The 2081-nt window shown below is 46.7% G+C and carries 2 protein-coding genes; both read left to right on the top strand.

The window, feature by feature from the left end:
* Positions 1-939, top strand: a 939-nt coding sequence (locus AC6I5A_RS00880; protein ID WP_034610629.1) for a thiolase family protein, incomplete at its 5' end; no start/stop codon positions are given.
* Positions 940-1226: 287 nt separating this feature from the next.
* Entirely contained in the window at positions 1227-1880 is a 654-nt protein-coding gene (locus AC6I5A_RS00875) for a hypothetical protein (protein ID WP_497900384.1), read from the top strand.
* Positions 1881-2081 lie beyond the last annotated feature (201 nt).

Here is a 2081-nt window from a genome sequence, read left to right as displayed (position 1 = left end):
CATTGTCAATGCGCTGCCAGTTTAAAAGCAATCAGTAATGCAACCCAGGAAATCCAAACCGGCAGGAAAGAAGTGGTTATCGCCGGGGGAACAGAGAGTTTAAGCCGGGCGCCTTTCTATCTGAAAAATGCGCGCTATGGATATAAAGCCGGCGACGGGGTTTTAGTCGATTCCCTAACCGAAGCCGGACCGGGCGGACAGCCTTTATCGATGTACGGCTATGTTTCGATGGGTGATACGGCCGAGAATGTGGCGGAACGCTTTAATGTTTCACGTGAGGATCAGGATAGATTTGCTGTGCAGAGTCAGGCCAGATGTGCGGCATCCATAGAGAATGGTGTTTTCAAGGATGAGATTGTACCGGTGCCGATTAAGACCAGAAAAGGCGAGTTTATGTTTGATACGGATGAAGGTCCCAGGGCTACGTCGATGGAAGCGCTGGCAAAACTAAAACCGGCGTTTAGGAAAGGCGGATCAGTTACCGCCGGTAATTCCTGCGGTCGTAACGATTGTGCCGCCGCAGTTCTTCTGATGTCGGCGGATAAAGCCAAGGAACTGGGCGTTAAGCCTTGGGCCAGAGTTATTACCGATGCTTTAGTGGGCTTAGATCCTAATATTATGGGAGTTGGTCCGATCCGGGCTACGCGTCAGGCCTTAAAACAAGCCGGCCTTACGTTAGACGATATAGACCTGATCGAATTAAACGAGGCCTTTGCCTCCCAATCCGTGCAGGTTATTCGGGAGCTCGGGTTTGATATGTCGAAAACGAATGTTAATGGCGGAGCAATAGGCTTAGGTCATCCGGTTGGAGCGACGGGAGCGCGCTTAATGACTACTCTTCTGCATGAACTGCGTAAACGTAAAGGGCGCTATGGTCTGGTTACGCTTTGTATCGGCGGCGGACAAGGTATGGCGACGATTGTCGAGGCATTGTACTAAAACCGAGGTTAGTTGTGAGAATTAGGAATCAGAACTCAGAACTCAGAACACGAACCTCAGAATAATACTGATCTATAGAAGCATTACCGCGTCAATCGGGGTAATGCTTTCTTTAGTTAACTCAATGTATTTATTGGGTTATTTTAATATCAGAGAAAAAGATGATGGTATTGGTAATTTTGTTAGAATAGAAGGAGGGATATGCCGCACAACGTCGAAAATACATATTTAGATTAGATAATAGTTGTTAAATGCAATAATAATTTGGATTACCGAGGAGTGTTTTCATGTCAGAGATGTCTCGTTCAGTTCAAAACTGGGAGCAGGCGATAAAGCAAATTAAGTCTGTTAAAGATGCTCGGATTATTGCCGATTGGCAAGGGGAGATCGAAGAAGTTCATATTCTGGCAGGTTCAGGGCGAGCTCCGAAGCAAATTGTCAGGGATGTTGAATCAATTCTGGTAGCTCAATTTGATATGCAAATTGACCATAAGAAGATCAGTGTCGCACAAGTAGAGGATGATGAGGAGGGAACCTTCGCCATAGGAGAGTGTATGCGTCCCAAATTGACTGAAGTGACACTCAGAACTGTTAATCGCCTGGCTGAAGTTAAGGTGGAACTGTTAACGGGAGACAAGACTATTGAAGGAGTCGCCCAGGGGCCGTCCTCAGCTCACAATAAGTTGCGTTTGTTCGTTGAGGCCACCCTGAAAGCGCTTTCGCCGTTCACCATGGATAAACTTCTATTCGTCACGGAGGAAGTTGGAATTACTCAACTTGCCGAGCAACAGATTGCGCTGGTTTCCATAACCTTGATCACTTCCGCGGGGGAACAAGCCCTTACCGGATGCGCTTTGGTCAGAAACGATGATCGGGAAGCCGTCGTTAAGGCGACTCTTGATGCCGTCAATCGAAAACTGCGGTTGATTAACAACGATTAACTTGCGAATTTTGGCCGACCCACCTAACAATAAGATTCGGAAACCTGTTTTTTCCCAACATAGCGAAGCGAAAAAAATAGCGGAACGGAAAACGAGCGAAGCGGTGAAACTGTCCCTTTGATAAATAAATCAAGGAGGTTTACCGCAAATGAGTAAATTATTCAAAGCGATTACTGTTCTCGTTACTCTCGTTCTTGCCGG

It is taken from the genome of Desulfosporosinus sp. Tol-M2 (genome assembly GCF_059735615.1).
Note: the sequence above shows the minus strand (reverse complement) of the source record. Positions and strands in the feature narration are given on the sequence as shown.

Excerpts from the sequence above, each read along its gene's own strand:
- AC6I5A_RS00875 (WP_497900384.1), top strand. The coding sequence starts at position 1,227 with ATGTCAGAGATGTCTCGTTCAGTTCAAAACTGGGAGCAGGCGATAAAG.